11 protein-coding genes are annotated in these 15,164 nt (G+C 76.7%); 8 read left to right on the forward strand and 3 right to left on the reverse strand.

Features of this window, described 5'->3' with window-relative positions; all coding sequences use genetic code 11:
* Positions 1-6 precede the first annotated feature (6 nt).
* The 4 genes from NT8_RS12250 to NT8_RS12265 all read left to right on the forward strand — a co-directional run bounded on the left by NT8_RS12250 (position 7) and on the right by NT8_RS12265 (position 4,859).
* Positions 7-828: a TrmH family RNA methyltransferase gene (locus NT8_RS12250; RefSeq protein ID WP_067967946.1), complete on the forward strand. Its 822-nt coding sequence runs from the start codon at positions 7-9 to the stop codon at positions 826-828.
* Between the two features lie 62 nt (positions 829-890).
* Complete coding sequence (locus NT8_RS12255) at positions 891-1,796, forward strand: 2-hydroxyacid dehydrogenase (RefSeq protein ID WP_067967949.1); 906 nt, start codon at positions 891-893, stop codon at positions 1,794-1,796.
* 82 nt (positions 1,797-1,878) lie between these two features.
* Positions 1,879-3,564, forward strand: coding sequence for a bifunctional 3'-5' exonuclease/DNA polymerase (locus tag NT8_RS12260; protein ID WP_067967952.1), 1,686 nt, complete (start codon positions 1,879-1,881; stop codon positions 3,562-3,564).
* Between the two features lie 116 nt (positions 3,565-3,680).
* Complete coding sequence (locus tag NT8_RS12265) at positions 3,681-4,859, forward strand: C40 family peptidase (protein WP_174549562.1); 1,179 nt, start codon at positions 3,681-3,683, stop codon at positions 4,857-4,859.
* Between the two features lie 368 nt (positions 4,860-5,227).
* Here the strand turns inward: NT8_RS12265 and NT8_RS12270 are convergent, their stop codons facing one another.
* Positions 5,228-7,021, reverse strand: coding sequence for a gamma-glutamyltransferase family protein (locus NT8_RS12270; protein WP_067967955.1), 1,794 nt, complete (start codon positions 7,019-7,021; stop codon positions 5,228-5,230).
* A gap of 408 nt (positions 7,022-7,429) precedes the next feature.
* On the opposite strand from NT8_RS12270, the gene NT8_RS12275 reads away from it, so the two are divergent.
* Positions 7,430-8,269 carry a hypothetical protein gene (locus NT8_RS12275; protein WP_157515723.1) on the forward strand — a complete coding sequence of 280 codons (840 nt, stop codon included), beginning with the start codon at positions 7,430-7,432 and terminating at the stop codon, positions 8,267-8,269.
* Between the two features lie 89 nt (positions 8,270-8,358).
* Complete coding sequence (gene fahA / locus NT8_RS12280; RefSeq protein WP_067967960.1) at positions 8,359-9,552, forward strand: fumarylacetoacetase; 1,194 nt, start codon at positions 8,359-8,361, stop codon at positions 9,550-9,552.
* A gap of 51 nt (positions 9,553-9,603) precedes the next feature.
* Here fahA and NT8_RS30280 read toward each other — a convergent pair whose 3' ends face one another.
* Positions 9,604-10,833, reverse strand: a complete 1,230-nt coding sequence (locus tag NT8_RS30280) for a hypothetical protein (RefSeq protein WP_067967964.1) — start codon at positions 10,831-10,833, stop codon at positions 9,604-9,606.
* Between the two features lie 269 nt (positions 10,834-11,102).
* Between NT8_RS30280 and NT8_RS12290 the strand changes: the two genes are divergently transcribed.
* Together NT8_RS12290 and NT8_RS12295 are read left to right on the forward strand one after the other, a co-directional pair.
* The gene (locus NT8_RS12290; protein ID WP_084468870.1) at positions 11,103-12,056 is read left to right on the forward strand and encodes a glycerophosphodiester phosphodiesterase; all 954 of its coding nucleotides are present in this window, start codon (positions 11,103-11,105) and stop codon (positions 12,054-12,056) included.
* A gap of 115 nt (positions 12,057-12,171) precedes the next feature.
* Positions 12,172-13,428: an alanine racemase gene (locus NT8_RS12295; RefSeq protein ID WP_067967968.1), complete on the forward strand. Its 1,257-nt coding sequence runs from the start codon at positions 12,172-12,174 to the stop codon at positions 13,426-13,428.
* Between the two features lie 60 nt (positions 13,429-13,488).
* Here the strand turns inward: NT8_RS12295 and NT8_RS12300 are convergent, their stop codons facing one another.
* Positions 13,489-15,066 (reverse strand): beta-N-acetylhexosaminidase, encoded by a 1,578-nt coding sequence (locus NT8_RS12300; protein ID WP_067967971.1) that lies wholly within the window; start codon positions 15,064-15,066, stop codon positions 13,489-13,491.
* Between the last annotated feature and the right edge of the window lie 98 nt (positions 15,067-15,164).

Raw genomic sequence — 15,164 nt, forward strand, 5'->3', positions numbered from 1 at the left:
GAGCCCATGGACACCATCGAGGTCGCCGACCCGGCCGACGACCGCCTGGCCGACTACGTGCGGCTGCGCGACGTCAACCTCCGCCGCAGCCTGGAGGCCGAGCACGGCCTGTTCATGGCCGAGGGCGAGAAGGTCATCCGCCGCGCGCTGCGCGCCGGGTTCGCCCCCCGCTCGCTGCTGCTGACGCGGCGCCGGCTCGCCGCGCTCGCCGACGTCGCCGCGGCGGTCGACGCCCCCGTCTACGTCGTCGCCGAGGAGGTCGCCGAGGCCCTGGTCGGCTTCGACCTGCACCGCGGCGCCCTCGCCTCCTTCCACCGCCGGCCGCTGCCCGCGCCGGCCGAGGTGCTCGCCGGCGCCCGCCGGGTGGTGGTCCTGGAGGACGTCGTCGACCACACCAACGTCGGCGCGATCTTCCGCAGTGCCGCCGGTCTGGGCGTCGACGCCGTCCTGCTGTCGCCCCGCTGCGCCGACCCGCTCTACCGCCGTTCGGTGAAGGTGTCCATGGGCGCCGTCTTCGCCCAGCCCTACGCCCGCCTGGCCGACTGGCACGGCGGCCTCGGCGAGCTGCGCGACCGCGGCTTCCGGCTGCTGGCCCTCACCCCCGGGCCGGGGTCGGTCCCGCTGGCGCGGGCGGTGGCCGAGCTCGGCCCGGACGCGCGCGTCGCCCTGCTCCTCGGCACCGAGGGCGACGGGCTGTCCGCGCGCTGGCTGGACCAGGCCGACACGGCCGTGCGCGTCCCCATGGCCGGCCGCGACGTCGACTCCCTCAACGTCACCGCCGCCGCGGCGATCGCCTGCTATGAACTGGTGCGCGCCGACCCCGGGTGATCACCGCGCCCCCGGCCGCCGGTACTGTGCACGCAGCAGCAGCGCCGAGCGGAGGGGGAGCGATGGCCGACGTGGCCCTGGTGCCCTGGGAGCAGAACGCCGAACGGGCCCCCGAGGGCGTGCGGGCCGTCGTCTACGACGGCGAGGGCGAACCGCCCGCCGAGGCCGCCGACGCCGTCCTGTACGTCGTGCCCTACGGCCGCGGACAGCGGCTCGACGTCATGGCCGGGATGCCCCGCCTGCGCGCGGTGCAGCTGCTCACCGCCGGCTACGAGCACGCCCTGGCGGCCCTGCCGGACGGGGTGGCCCTGCACAACGGGCGCGGCCTGCACGACGCCAGCACCGCCGAGCACGCCGTGGCGCTGATGCTCGCGGCCCAGCGCGAGCTGCCCCGCTGGGCGCTCGATCAGACCGCCCGCCGGTGGGCGCCCCATTACACCCGCTCCCTCGCCGGCAGCCGGGTGCTGATCGTCGGCCACGGCAGCATCGGCGCGGCGATCGAGCGCCGCCTGCTCCCGTTCGAGATCGAGGTGGTGAAGGTGGCCCGCCGGGCCCGCCCGGAGCAGGGCGTGCACCCGGTCGCCGACCTGCCGCGGCTGCTGCCCGGCGCCGATGCCGTGGTCCTCGTCGCCCCGCACACCCCCGAGACCGAAGGGCTGATCGGCGCGCGCGAGCTGGCCCTGCTGCCCGACGACGCCCTCGTGGTCAACGTCGGCCGCGGCCCTCTGCTCGACACCGGGGCGCTGCTCGCCGAGAAGGGCCGCGTGCGCGCCGCCCTGGACGTCACCGACCCCGAGCCGCTGCCGGCGGACCACCCGCTGTGGGACGCGCCGGGCGTCCTCGTCACCCCGCACGTCGCGGGCGGGTCGGCCGCCTTCTACCCGCGCGCCCGCCGGTTCGTCGACGCCCAGCTCCGGCGGTGGGCCGCCGGGGAGCCGCTGGCCAACGAGGTGCGCGCCGGCGGGTGAGCCCCCGCCGCGCCACGCGGCGCGACGCGAAACAGCCCTTCGGGGGGATGGAAATGTCCCCTTGACGGAGGACACTGTCACCATGCGGGTAGCTGTGGACGCGGATGGCGAGGGCGGCGGCCGGTTGCGCGAGATCGGCGCCGACCGGGACTCCGACGGCGCCCTGTGGCGGGTGAGCGACCTCGCCGGGGCCGTCTCCGACTACGAGCACGCCATCCCCGACGCCCCGCGCTGGGTGTGGGCCGCCACCGACGAGGTCTACCCCCCGCTGGTGGGACACGCGCTGCGGGTGGCGCGCTGCCACGACGTCGCCCTGGTCGAGTCCCTCCTCCTCGGCTACCACGGGCGGTTCGGCGAGGCGCGGTCCGTCGGCGCCGCGTGGGCCCGGCTGCACGGCCGCGAGGTGCCGCCCGACCCCGTCATCCGCGGGACGGAGGGCGCCGAACCCCCGCCGGCGCTGTTCGAACCGGACCGCTCGACCATCCCGCCCGACGTCGACCGCCTGCGCGCGCTCATCGAGGTGCACGCCGACCAGCAGCGCCGGATCGCGGCCCTGCCGCACCCGGGCCGGTTCGCGCTGCTGGCCGCCGTGGAGTCGGCCGGCGCCCTGGCCGCGGTCGAGATGCACCACGACGGCGTGCCGTGGCGCCCCGACGTGCACGACGCCGTGCTGACCGGGCTGCTCGGGCCGCGCCCGCCGCACGGGTCGCGGCCGCGCGTGCTGGCCGACCTGGAGGCGCGCATCTCCGCCGCGTTCGGCCGCCCGGTCAACCCCGACTCCCCGGGCCAGCTCCTCAAGGCGTTCGCGGCCGCCGGCCGGTCCGTCCCGTCCACCCGCTCCTGGGTGCTGCGCGACGTCGACCACCCGGCGGTCCCGCTGCTGCTGCGCTACAAGGAGCTGTCCCGGCTGCACTCGGCGCACGGCTGGGCCTGGCTCGACACCTGGGTGCGGCGCGGCCGGTTCCGGCCGGACTACGTCGTGGGCGGGGTGGTGTCGGGCCGCTGGGCCACCCGCGGCGGCGGCGCCCTGCAGATCCCCAAGGCGGTCCGCCGGGCCGTGGTGGCCGACCCCGACTGGACACTGGTCGCCGCCGACGCCGGCCAGCTGGAACCGCGCATCCTCGCCGCGGTCTCCGGCGACACCGCGCTGGCCGCCGCGGCCGGTGCCGACGACCTCTACGCCCGGCTGGCCGGCGCCTTCCACGGCGACCGGCAGCGCGCCAAGATCGGCCTGCTCGCCGCGATGTACGGCCAGACCGGCGGCGACGCCGCCCCGCTGCTGGAGACGCTGCGCCGCGCCTACCCGCGCGCCCTGGACCACGTCGACGCCGCCGCCCGCGACGGCGAGGAGGGCCGGCTGGTCCGGTCGTGGCTGGGCCGCACCTGCCCGCCGCCCTCACCGATGTGGCGCCGCCTGGTGCTGGACGCCGACGCCCCCGCCGACGGCGACACCGCCGCGCGGCAGGCGCGCGAACGCGGCCGGTTCACCCGCAACTTCGTCGTGCAGGCGACCGCCGCCGAGTGGGCGCTGGTGTTCATGGCCGCCGTCCGCCGCGGGCTGGCCGCGCTCGACACCGCCCACGGCGTGCCCCGGCTGGTGTTCTTCCAGCACGACGAGCTGGTGCTGCACGTGCCGCGGCGGTCCGCCGACGACGCCGTCGCGGTGCTGCGCGCGGCGGCCGAGGAGGCCCGCACGCTCATGTTCGGCGCCACCCCGGTGCGCTTCCCGCTCGACGTCGCGGTCGTCGACTGCTACGCCGACGCCTGACCGGAGGCGGCCGCGGGACGGTCTCCGTTCACCCCGGGGACGCTTGAAAACCGGCCCCGGTGCGCCCATGCTTAGACCCGACCTGTCTCGATCGGCGCGGGAAAGCGGGGTTGGGTGTGCGGCATCGGCTGAGAACGTGCGCGGGGACGACGGCGGCCTTCGCGGTGGCGTTCACCGCCTTCGGCTCCCCGGCATGGGCGAGTCCCGAACCCCACGTGCAGGAGCGGCCGCCCATCGGCGCGCAGGGCGACACCCCCAGCGGGGCCGAGCCCGGCCGCACGGCGGGCGACGCCTCACCGCCCGTGGCCGACCCCGGCCGCCTCGACCGGGACGTGCGTGTCGCCCCGTTCGAGCGCGCCCGCTCCCGCGAGTACTTCGCGGTGCTGCCCGAGCCGCTGTCGCGCGCGGCCGTCGACGAGGTCACCGGGCTCGACGGCGTCGACGCGGTCGAGGTCGTCGACGCGGCCCGGGTCGACATCGACGGCGAGCCCACCTCCGTGCTGGGCGTCGACCCCTCGGCGTTCCGCAACTTCGCGCCCCGGCCGTCGGCGAAGTCCGACGACATCTGGCAGGGCCTCGCCGAGGGCGGGATCGCGCTGTCCGACGAGGCCGGCCGGCAGCGGGGCCTGGACGTCGGCACCGAGGTCGGCATCGCCGGCGCCAACGGCGAGGTCACCCGCGAGGTCTGGACCCACGCCACCTCCGGTGTGGCCGGCATCGACGCCCTGGTCTCCCGCGACCTCGCCGCCGACCTCGGCTTCCCCGAGGGCAACGGCCTCATCGTCTCGGCCCCCGACGCCGACCTGTGGGAGCTGAAGGACCGCCTCGCCGAGGCGCTGGGCGAGGACGCCTCGCTGCAGCTCCTCGCCGAGGACCCCGACCCCCGACCGTCCGACGCCGAGGGCGCCCCGGTGGGCGACGACGTCATCGAGACCATGATCGCCGCCGCCGAGTCCCGCATCGGCGTCCCCTACGTGTGGGGCGGCGAGTCCATGGCCGAGGGCGGCTACGACTGCTCCGGCCTGGTCCAGTGGGCGTTCGCGCAGGCGGGTGTGGCCGTGCCGCGGGTGACCCACGACCAGTGGTACGTCGGCGAGCACCTCGACTACGCCGACGCCCGGCGCGGCGACCTCATCTTCTGGCGCAACGACCCCACGGCCCCCGACTACATCTCGCACGTCGCCGTCTACCTGGGCGACGGGCGGATGCTGGAGGCGCCGCGGACCGGCCTGGACGTCCGGATCACCGACGTCCGCACGGCGAACATGGCCGGCGTGGTGCGGGTGCACGTGTAGCGGCGCCGGGCCCGCGCGGCGCCGGCACCGGTCCCCGGCAACGGCGAAGGGGCGGTACCGCGCCGGTACCGCCCCTTCTCTCCTGTCCGTGGAACCAACCGGGAGGGGGAGGCTGGGCCCGTGTTCAGGAGGGGGTGCAGGGCGCGTCACTGAGGGAGGGGGAGCCAGCGAAACCAGCCCTGCGTGTGGCTTATTCGATTATCGGACGATGCCGCGGATAGGGAACATCGCCGACGTCCGGATCAAGGTAAGCAGCGCCGGCCCCATTTGGCAAGAGCGGAGTGCAGCGCCGCCATCACTCCTAAAGTAGCCGAAATATCGGCGGTCTATGGCAAAACAGCCAAGATCCCCCAGGCGTTCGGCGGATCTCAGCGGCCCGCCGCATAGCCCTGGGCGCCCCGCGGGTTGGCGCCCGCGCGCAGCACCCCGGTCTCGGGGTCGCGGGCGACGGCGGCGAGCCGGCCCAGCGACCACCCGTCGGAGACGATCAGCCGGTGGCCCCGGCGGCGCAGCTCGGCGATCGCCGCCTCGCCCAGGCGCGACTCCACCACCAGCTCCCCGGGGGCCATCTCGCGCGGGTGGAACGAGCTGGGGAAGGAGTTGTTGTGGAACATCGGGGCGTCCACGGCCTCCTGCAGGTTCATCCCGCCGTGCACCAGCCGGAGGAAGAACGTCAGCGACCACTGGTCCTGCTGGTCGCCGCCCGGGGTGCCGAACGCCAGCACGCCGCGGCCCTCCCGGGTGACGAGGGTCGGGGTGAGCGTGGTGCGCGGGCGCTTGCGGGGGGCCACGGCGGCCGGGGAGCGGGGGTCGAGCCAGAACATCTGCCCCCGGGTGCCGAGCGGGAAGCCGAGGGCCGGGATCACCGGGGAGCTGGCCAGCCAGCCGCCGCTGGGGGTCGCGGAGACCAGGTTGCCGTGCGCGTCGACCACGTCGAGGTGGCAGGTGTCGCCCCGCTGCTCCACGGGCGCGGCGCGCTCGCCGGTGCGGCTGACCGTGGGCTCCCCGCCCAGACCGGTGTCGGAGGTCTCGCCGGCCAGGCGCACCTCGGGCAGGTAGGGGGCGCGCCCGCCGGGGGAGCCGGGGCGCAGCTCGGCGGAGGCGTGCTCGCCCACCAGGGCGGCGCGCTCGGCGGCGTAACCGGGCGAGAGCAGGTCGTCGAGCGGGACGTCGGTGAAGTCGGGGTCGCCGTACCACGCCTCGCGGTCGGCGAACGCGAGCTTGGCGGACTCGGTGACCGTGTGCGCGAAGTCCGCCGAGAGCACGTCGAGGCCGCCGGTGTCCAGCGCCTCGGCGAGCCGGAGCTGCTGCAGGAAGACCGGCCCCTGGCCCCAGGGCCCGGTCTTGTGCACGGTCAGGCCCGCGTAGTCGACCGCGACGGGCGCCTCGTAGCCGGCGGACCACCCGGCGAGGTCGTCGCCGTCGAGCAGGGCGCGGTGGTGGCCGCCCGCGCCGTCGGGAACGGGCGCGGCCAGGGACGCCAGGATCTCCTCGGCGACGAACCCCTCGCGCCAGACGCGCCGGGCGGCGTCGATGCGGTTCTCCCGGGAGCCGCCCACCGCCTCCGACTCCGCCACCAGCCGCCGGTAGGTCGCGGCCAGCACCGGGTTGGTGAGGAACGCCCCCGCGGCGGGCGCGGCGCCCCCGGGCAGGTACACCTCGGCCGACCCCGGCCACCAGCGGGTGAAGACCTCGCGCATGGCGGCGACCTTGTCGGCGATCTGCGGCAGCACCGGGTAGCCCCGCTCCGCGTAGCCGATCGCGTGGTCCAGCACGTCGCGCAGTTCGCGCGTGCCGTGGTCGCGGAGCAGCAGCGCCCAGGCGTCGAAGGCGCCGGGCACGCAGGCGGGCAGCACGCCGCTGCCGGGGACGCGGTCCAGCCCGGCGAACGCCTCCGGGACGGCCGCGGCGGGGGCGGGGCCCTGCCCGCACAGGACGGTGGGCTCGCCCCCGGCCGCCTGGAAGATGATCGGCACCTCGCCCGCCGGCCCGTTGAGGTGCGGCTCCACGACCTGGAGCACGAACCCGGCGGCGACGGCGGCGTCGAAGGCGTTGCCGCCCCGCTCCAGGATCGACATGCCCGCCGCGCTGGCCAGCCAGTGGGTCGAGGAGACCATGCCGAAGTGGCCGCGCAGCTCGGGACGTGTGGTGGGGGCGGTCATACGGTGCCTTTCGCGTGGGTGGGGCGGGCGGCGCCGGGACAGGGGCGGTCCGATCGTTGGATGGTAGGCCCGACCACCGACCGCCGGGGAGGCCCATCGTAGATCCCGCCCCTCCACGGGCGCGTGGCTACGCCGGCGCGGGCGCCCTCGGCGCGGGTCGACGTGACGCAGGGGTTCCGTCGGCGCCATGGCCGCGCCCGCCGCCGCCACGGGGGCGGCCCCGCATGCCTGGAACCGCCTCGACCAAGGGAGGCCGGGGAGCGGGTCGGGGAGGCCGCGCGGCGCGCGGGGGGCGGCCCGACCGCCGGTCCCCGGCGCCGGCGAGGGAGAATCGGAGGCGGCGCACGTCCGGGCCGCTGCCGCGCGTCCCGGCGCCGACGGGGAGGGGGCGGACGGCCGGTGGAACGCGTGGAGACGGGCACCCACATCCTGCTGCGCGGCCTGGTGGAGGACGCCGGGCTCTTCGCGCCCACCCCGCTGAGCATGCGCCAGGCCGTCGAGCGCCACCGCACCGACCGCATCGTGGCCCACCCCATGCTCGCGCACCGCTTCCTCTGCCCGGCCGACCGCTGGCCCGAACTCCTCGCGCGGCTACCCGACGGCGAGCACATCGAGGCCGGCGCCGTCCTGGGCGCCGGGCGCCGCGCGGCGCCGCCGCCCGAGCCGCACCCGCGGGTCGCGGTGGCCCACTACGAGGCACGGGCCCGCCCCGGTGACCTGCGCATGGCCGCCGACCTCTACCGCAGCGGGGAGATCGACGGGCGCGGACGCACCGTCTACTTCGCGTTCGACGACCCCGCCGACCTGCGCGAGGCGGTGGCCGTGCTGGCCGGGGCCCGCCCGCTGGGCGTGGCGCTGCGCTGCGGCGGGCCGGACCCGGCCGACACGCCGGGCGTCGGCGACCTCGGCGACGCCATCACCGCCTGCGCCGCCCGCGACGTCCCGTTCCGGGCGGTGGGCGGGCTGCCGCACGCCGCGGGGTACACCGACCCGCGCACCGGGTCCACCCACTGCGGCTACCTCAACCTGCTGATGGCGGCGGTGGCCGCGGTCGCGGGCGACCGCGCCGGGGTGCGCGCCGCCCTCACCGCCGACGACGGCGCCCGGCTGGCCGAACGCGCCGCCGCGGTCGAGCCGGCCGCCGTGGCCCGCGCCCGCGAGGTGTTCGTCGGCTACGCCGCGACCAGCACCGGCGACCCGGTGCGGGACGCCGAGCGGTTCGGCCTCCTCGGCTCGTGGGAGATTTGACCCCGGGGCCGGGCGGCCGGCCCCGTCCGCGGGCCGCGGGGTCCGACGCCCCGGCGGGCGCGGACGCACGCCACGACGCGAGGAGGAACGTGTCCACAACCTGGGTGCCCGGAGCCGACGCCACCGGATACGGTGCCGACAACCTGCCCTACGGCGTGTTCTCGCGGGCCGGGGCGCCGCCCCGCGTCGGCGTGCGGGTGGGTGACCTCGTCCTCGACCTCGCCGCGGCGCTGGACGACCCCGTCTTCTCCGCGCCGTCGCTCAACCCGTTCCTGGCGCGCGGATCCACGGCGTGGCGGTCCACCCGGGCCAAGGTGAGCGGCATGCTGGCCTCGGCCGAGGGCCGCCCGGCGGCCGAGCCGCACCTCATCCCGCTGGCCGAGGTGGAGATCCGGGCCCCGTTCGAGGTGGCCGACTACGTCGACTTCTACTGCTCGATCGACCACGCCGCCAACGCCGGGCGCATCTTCCGGCCCGACAGCGCCGAGCTGCCGCGCAACTGGCGGCACCACCCGGTGGGCTACCACGGGCGGTCCGGGACCGTGGTCCCGTCGGGCACCCACGTGGTGCGCCCGACCGGGCAGCGGGCCCCCGAGGACGGCGGCGCCCCCGGATACGGGCCGAGCGAGCGGCTGGACTTCGAGGCCGAGGTCGGGTTCGTCGTGGGCACCTCGACGTCGCTCGGCCGCACCGTCCCGGTGGGCGACTTCGCCGAGCACGTCTTCGGCGTGGTCCTGGTCAACGACTGGAGCGCCCGCGACCTCCAGGCGTGGGAGACGACCCCGCTCGGCCCCTTCCTCGGCAAGTCGTTCGCGACCTCGGTGTCGCCGTGGGTGGTGCCGCTCGACGCGCTGGGGGCGGCCCGGATCGCCGGGCGGCCCCAGGACCCGGAGCCGCTGCCGTACCTGCGCCGGGTCGCCGACTGGGGGCTGGACCTCGCGCTGACGGTGGAGCTGAACGGCGAGGTCGTGTCCCGCCCGCCGTACGCGTCGATGTACTGGACCCCCGACCAGATGCTCACCCACCTGACCAGCAACGGGGCGTCGCTGCGCACCGGCGACCTGTACGCCTCGGGGACGGTGTCGGGGCCCGAGCGCGGTCAGCGGGGTTCGCTGCTGGAGCTGTCCTGGGCCGGCGCCGACCCGCTGCGCCTGGCGGACGGGTCGGAGCGCGCCTTCCTGGCGGACGGCGACACCGTCACGGTCGCGGCGACGGCGCGCGGCATGGGCGGCGGCACGATCTCCCTGGGAGAGGTCACCGGGACGGTCCGCCCCGCGCTGTGACCCGCGGGGGAGGGGCCGCCGGGCGGCCCCTCCCCGTGCGCGCCGGTCCGGTCAGACCAGGTCGCGCAGCGAGAGCAGGTCGAGCAGGCCGCGGGGCCGCTCCTGCTCCGCCGCGGACCCCTGCGGCGCCTCGGCGGCGGCCGGGCGCTCGGCGGCGTCCTCGGGTCCGCGCACCAGGCCGAGGAGCTGCTGCTCCAGGCCGGTGATCAGCGCGTCCACCTGGTCGGAGCCGACGACCAGCTCCCGGGCGCAGGCGTCGACCGCGGTGTCGCGCTCCCGGGCGGAGGCGTCGCGCCACACCGTGATGGAGCGCGCGGCGCCCTCGGGTCCCGCGAACGCGGCCTCGCGGGTCATCTCCTGGGGGGCGACCTCCCCGACCAGGCAGGCGCGCACCTCGGCGGCCGGGATGATCGCCGACCGGGCGGGCGCGGCGTCGCCGGCCGCCGCCTCCTCCGGCGCGGCCGCCGGTCTCTCGGCGCCCTCGCCCTCGGTCACCGGGTGGACCACGGGCTCCCCGGCGCCGTCCGCGGCCGGGGCCTCCTCCGCCTGCTCCCGGGGGGCCTCGGCCGTGCCCTGCGCGGCCGGGGCGTCACCGGTGGCCTGGCCCTCGGCGCCCTCGCCCGGGGTCCGGACGACGGGGTCCTCGCCCTGGGTGAGGAGGCCGGGGTGCGCGTCCGGCGCCCCGGGCTGCTGCCCGGGGGGCTGGATGCCGCCCGGCCCCGGGATCAGGTCGCCGATGCGCGACTGCGGGCGGATGGCCCCGGCGAAGCGGGCGAGCTCGCCGGCGTCCCACTTCGCCGGGTCGAGCAGGGCCGCCACCGCCACCCCGGGCTCCTCGACCCAGAAGACCTCGCCGGTCGCCGCCGACCGGAAGGCCGGGCGGCCGCTGTTGTCCACCCGCTGCAGCCGGCCGGCGGCGAGGTGGGCGAACCGCTCGGCGCGCAGGTCGTCCAGGGTGGCGATGTCGCGGTCGCGGATGATCTCGACCCGGGCGCGGACGGTGCCGGCCCCCTCCATCCAGGCGATGTGCGACACGCGGTCGCCGTCGGCGCCCGTGGTGGCGCGCGCGTGGATGCCGTACCGCTCCACCCCGCGCGGCAGGTGGCCGATGACGAACCCGTCGAGCGTGTAGTTCGACGTCAGCCGCTCGATGCCGATCCCCTCCTGGGGGGCGACGGCGGACGTGGTGTCGGCGGCCGCGGTGCCGGCGGCACCGAGGCCGGCCAGGCATACGGCGGTGGCGCCGGCGACCGCGATCCACCCCGTGTGGTGCTTGCGCATGCGTGAACCTCCCGTTTGACTACCGAGTGTGATCCGAAGGTGCGGTTCGTGACTCTCCGTCGCGGTCCGCCCTTATCAAAAATCGCACACAAGGTAATCAACTGCTCACAGTACGCGCTCGTGTCGCGAGACGGTCTCGGCGCGCGTACCGGACAGACGGGCCGGATTCCCCGGCGCGGCACCGCCGGATCGCCCCGCCGACACCCGGGGGTAACCCTGCGCGCCCACCCTGGGACGGACCGTGCGATTGCTCCGAGCGAAGGAGTGGCATGCTGCATCGGCTAGGAGTCGCGGCCGTCCTCACCGCGCTGGCGCTGGCGGGACCCGCCCCCGTCACCGCCGACACCGACACCCCCGCCCCGGACGCCCCCGGGCGGCCGCGCACCGCGCCCGTGGTCGACGTGGCGCACCGCGGCGGATCCGGGTACGCCCCCGAGAACACCCTCGCGGCGATCGACGCCGCGCACGCCCGCAACGCCTCCGTGGTCGAGCTGGACGTGCAGCGGACCGAGGACGGCGAGCTCGTGATCATGCACGACACCACGCTCGCCCGCACCACCGACGTGGAGCAGGTGTTCCCCGGCCGGGCGCCCTACGACGTCGCCGACTTCACCCTCGCCGAGATCCGCCGGCTCGACGCCGGCTCCTGGTTCGACACCGCCTACGCGGGCGAACCGGTGCCGACCCTCCAGGAGGCCCTGGACCGGCTGGACCGCCGCGAGGTCGGGCTGCTGCTGGAGGTCAAGTCGCCGGTGCTCTACCCGGGCATCGAGGCCGACATCTCCCAGACCATGGCGCGCAACCCCGACTGGACGGCCTCCGGCGCCCGGGGCGAGCGCCCCCGCTTCGCCGTGCAGAGCTTCGACTGGGAGTCCGTGGAGCGCTCGCACCGGCTCATGCCCGACGTCCCGCACGGCCTGCTCGGCGTCGTCCCCGAGGACCGGATCGCCGACTACGCCGAGTGGGCCGACCAGATCAACCCCAACCACACCCGCATCGACGCCGACTACGTGCGGGCGGTGCACGACGCGGGCCTGGAGGTCTACACCTACACCGTCAACGAGCCGGACGACATGCGGGCCGCCATCGCCAAGGGCGTGGACGGCCTCATCTCCGACTTCCCCGACGTCGCCCGCCGGGTCATCGCCGAGGAGACCGGCGCCGCCGCCGGACAGGCGCGGCCCTGGACCGCCGCCGCGGTGCTCGACCTCGCCCGGTACTGACCGGCGCCCGCCCCGCCGCCCCCGCGCCCGCGCGCCGGGGGCGGCGGCCGCGCGTCCGCCCGCCCCGGCTAACCTGGCCCGACGCCGCCCGGCGGCCCCGCACCCGAGGCAGACGATGGAGTGGACCGTGGAGCACCCCCGGCTGGACATCCCCGAGGAGTCGATCGACTGGCGGGCCAAGGGCTTCCTCCGGCCCGGCCCCCCGATCCCGCTGGCCGATTTCGCGGCCGCCCGCCCGCACCTGTTCGGCGGCGCGTTCACCTGGCCGGTCATGGTCGCCCGCCGCACGGCGCTCGACCGCAACATCGCGGCCCTCGCCGGCTTCGCCCGCGACAACGGCCTGTCCTTCGCCCCGCACGGCAAGACCACGATGGCGCCCGCGCTGTTCCAGGCCCAGTTCGACGCCGGGGCGTGGGCGCTGACCGCCGCCACCGCCAACCAGGTGGTCGCCTACCGGCGGTTCCGGGTGCCGCGGGTGCTGCTCGCCAACGAGCTGCTCGACCCGGCGGCGCTCGCCTGGCTCGCCGCCGAACTCGACGCCGACCCCGCCTTCGACGCGCTGTTCTACGTCGACTCCGCGGCCGGGGTGCGCGCCGCCGCCGACGCCATGGCCGCCCGCGCCTGGCGGCGCCCGCTGCGGGTGCTGGTGGAGATCGGATTTTCGGGCGGCCGCACCGGGTGCCGCGACGTCGCCACCGCCCTGGAGGTGGCGCGGGCCGCGGCCGCGGCGCCCGGCCTGGAGGTCGCCGGGACCGCGGGCTACGAGGGCGGGCTGCGCACGGCCGGGGAGGTCGCCGGCCTGGTGCGCGACCTGGTGCGGGCGGCCGGCCGCATGGCGGCGGACGGGCTGGTCGACGGCCCGCCCGTGGTCTCCGTGGGCGGCAGCGCCTGGTTCGACGTGGTCGCCGCGGAACTGGGCGGCCGCACCGACGTGCACCCGGTACTGCGCAGCGGGGCCTACATCGCCCACGACGACGGCACCTACGCCGCCGGCTCCCCGTTCCACCGCACCGGCGGCGCCGACGCGCTCACCGGCGCCCTGGAGATCTGGGCGCAGGTGCTGTCGGTGCCCGAGGACGGGCTGGCCATCGCCACCATGGGCAAGCGCGAGGCCAACTTCGACATGGGCCTCCCGGTGCCCCGGCGGCTGCGGACCCGCGGCGGCGCGGTGCGCGACGCCGCGGGGGCCGAGGTCACCCGGCTCAACGACCACCACGCCTACCTGCGGCTGCCGCCGGACCTGCGCCCCGAACCCGGCGACCTGGTGTCCTTCGGGATCTCGCACCCGTGCACCGCGTTCGACCGGTGGCGGTTCATCCCGGTCGTCGAGGACGACGACACCGTCACCGACGTCCTGGCGACCTACTTCTAGCGGCCGGCGCCGCGGCGGACCCGCACCGGGGCCCGCCGCGGCGGCCGCGCCGCCGGCGCGTCAGTCCCGCCCGGCCACCCCGGGGCGCCGCTGCCACGGCAGCGGCCCGTCCAGGGGGCGGTACTCCACACCCAGCGCGTCGAGCCGGGCCAGGTGGCCCTCCAGCCGGGGCAGGAACTCGGCGACGTCGCGCCCGGCGGGCGACCAGGCGACCTCGGCGAACGCCGACAGCCGTGGGAACACCATGTAGTCGACCCGGCGGGGCGAGTCCATGTGCTCGGTCCACACGTTGACCTGGGCGCCGAGCACGCGTTCGGCGCCCGCGGCGGCCAGCTCCTCGGGGACCGGCTCGGCCGCGTAGACGTCCTCCAGGGTGAGCAGGGTGCCCACCGGGATCGGCTCGTCGGGCGACGTGGACTGGCGGTAGTCGAGGTAGGACGTCGCGGTCGGGCACATCACGACGTCGTGCCCGGCCTTGGCGGCGGCGATGCCGCCCTCGGTGCCGCGCCACGACATCACGGTGGCCCCGGACGCCAGGCCGCCCTCCAGGATCTCGTCCCAGCCCACCAGGCGGCGGCCGCGCTCGGCGAGGTAGGCGTCGAAGTGCCGGATGAACCAGCTCTGCAGGCCGTCCTCGTCCCCCAGCCCCTCCTCGCGGATGCGGGCCTGGGCCGTGGCGCTGGCCCGCCACTGGGTCTTGGGGCACTCGTCGCCGCCGACGTGGATGTAGGTGCTGGGGAACAGCTCCAGCAGCTCGTCGAAGACGTTGCGGTAGAACTCCAGCGTGGCGTCGGTGACGTTGAGGACGTTCTCGATGACGCCCCACTCGCGCCCCACGTCCAGCGGGCCGCCCTCGCCGAGCTCCGGGTAGGCGGCGATGGCGGCCTGGGAGTGGCCCGGGATGTCGATCTCGGGGACCACGGTGATGTGCCGGGCGGCCGCGTAGGCGACGATCTCGCGGATGTCGTCCTGGGTGTAGAACCCGCCGTGCGGCCGACCGTCGAAGACCGGCGGCCGGGCCGCGCCGACCTGGCTCTCGTGCCGCCACGCGCCGACCTCGGTCAGCCGCGGGTAGCGCTTGATCTCCACGCGCCAGCCCTGGTCCTCGGTCAGGTGCAGGTGCAGGACGTTGAGCTTGTGCAGCGCCAGCAGGTCGATGAAGCGGAGCAGGTCGTACTTCGGCAGGAAGTGCCGGCCGACGTCGAGCATGCACCCCCGCCAGCCGAACCGGGGCCGGTCGGTGATGTGCACGCTGGGCAGCGTCCAGGAGACCGGGCCCACCGCGGGGGCGCGCCGGTAGGCGGCGGCCGGCAGCAGCTGGCGCAGCGTCTGCGCCCCGTAGAACACCCCCGCCGCGTCGTGGCCGACGACGAGCGCCCCGGCGGCGTCCACGATCAGCCGGTAGCCCTCGGCGCCCAGCCCGGCCGCGGGGTCGACGCTGAGCCGGATCTGCGCGGTCTGGCCGTCGCCGGGCGCCAGCGGGAAACCGGTGGCCGCGCCCAGTTCGGTGCGCAGCCAGGCCTCGGTGCCGCGCGCCTCGTGGTGGGCGTCGATGCGGGTGGCGGCGGTCAGCACGAGGCCGTCGGGTGCCGCGGTCGACATTTCGGCCGGTCGCGGCACGAGGGGGTGGTCGGGCACGGAGGTGCTCCTATCCGGTCTAGACCAATGGCGAGGACCATGGTGCCATGCCGGAACCGAAAAGCCCACGGCGCGGGCGGCCCGGCTCCGGGCCGCCC

This window comes from Nocardiopsis trehalosi NBRC 14201 (assembly GCF_001552555.1).
GTDB lineage: Bacteria > Actinomycetota > Actinomycetes > Streptosporangiales > Streptosporangiaceae > Nocardiopsis_B > Nocardiopsis_B trehalosi.